Annotated in this window: 1 protein-coding gene; it reads right to left on the reverse strand. The window is 72.1% G+C overall.

The genetic code is table 11. From position 1 onward, the window contains the following. Window positions 1-1550 (reverse strand): Stk1 family PASTA domain-containing Ser/Thr kinase (gene pknB, locus ACOADB_RS08350; RefSeq protein ID WP_378597497.1); only part of this gene is annotated, 1550 nt, incomplete at both ends.

Consider the following 1550-nt stretch of genomic DNA (forward strand, 5'->3'; position numbering starts at 1 on the left):
GGCTGGGTCCGGGCGGCCGGCGTGCCGAACGCCGGCTTGGTCGCGACGACCTGGCCCTTCGGGACGGTGTCGGAGTAGGCCTCCGTGGTGCGGCCGAGGACCATCTTGACCTCGGCGAGCGCAGCTTCCGCCTCGTCGACGGTCATCCCGCGCAGGTCGGGGACGTCGTAGCGCTCCTTGCCGCGCGACACGGTCAGCTCGACGGTGTCACCGGGCAGGATCCGTTCGCCGGGCTTGGGATCCGTCGCGATCACGACGCCCGCGGCGACGCTCTCGGAGTAGACCTCCTGCTCGACGCTCGCTGCGAGGCCGGCGTCATCGAGCTTCGCCTCGGCGGCCGCCTGGTCCAGGCTCACCACGCTCGGAGTCGTCGTGTAGCGACCCCAACCGAGCCAGTAGCCGCCCGCGCCGAGCGCGGCGACGACCAGCGCCACCAGCAGGGCGAGTACGACGCCGCGTCGGCCGCGGCGCTCCCGGGGAGCCTGCTGCTGTGGTCGGGCCGGAGGGAGCGAGCGCGGCGCGGCCGGCATGGGGGCCGGGATCACTGTCGTCGACTCGCGATCCTCCGCAGTGGGCCGCCCATCGGACCGGGAGGGGACCAGGTCGGGCGTGCTTTCCCACAACGAGCTCACCGGCTCGGGCGTCGTGTCGTTGCCGGCGTCCCGGAGCTCGTCGGACTCGGCCACCCGCGCGTTGGGCAGCAGGTCGTCGACCAGTTCGGGATCATCGCGGACCCCGCTCTGCAGGGCATGGCTGACCCGGTGCACGTGGTGCAGCAGCACCGTCGCGTCGGAGGGGCGCAGGCTGGGGTCGCGTGTCGTTGCGCGCGCGACCAGCGCGTCGACGTACGCGGGAAGGCCGGGGACGACGCTCGACGGGGCGGGCACGTCGTGGTGGACGTGGCGGTAGGCCACGGCGATCGGGCTCTCGCCGGTGTGCGGCTTGGTGCCGGTGAGCAGCTCGAACAGGATCACGCCGACGGCGTACACGTCGGCTCGTGCGTCGGCGCGCTGCTCGATGACCAGCTCGGGAGCGAGGTACGACACGGTTCCGATGAGCACGCCGTTGGTCGCCGTGTGCTGGGTGTCGGAGCTCACTGCCTTGGCGAGGCCGAAGTCGGCGACCTTGATCCGGCCGTCGTCGGCGATGAGGACGTTCTCGGGCTTCACGTCACGGTGGATCAGGCCCGCCCGGTGGGCCGCGGCGAGCGCCGAGAGCACCGGGTCGATGATCGCCAGCGCCCGTTCGGGCGACATCGGCGCTTCCTTGGTGATCGTGTCGCGCAGCGTGTGGCCGGGGACGTACTCCATCACCAGGTAGATGGTGCCGTCGCCGGTCTCGTCCCGGCCCTGGTCGTAGACCGCGACCACGTTGGAGTGCGACAGCCGTGCCGCTGAACGTGCTTCGCGGACGAAGCGCCGGGCGAACGAGTCGTCGTCGTGGGACGTCGCGTCGCCCAGTCCCGGGTGCATGATCTTGACGGCGACGGTGCGATCCAGGCGGGTGTCGACGGCTTCGTAGACGCTGGCCATGCCGCCGCGGGCGATCCG

The sequence above is a fragment of the Nocardioides sp. CPCC 206348 genome, from assembly GCF_048654705.1.
GTDB lineage: Bacteria > Actinomycetota > Actinomycetes > Propionibacteriales > Nocardioidaceae > Nocardioides.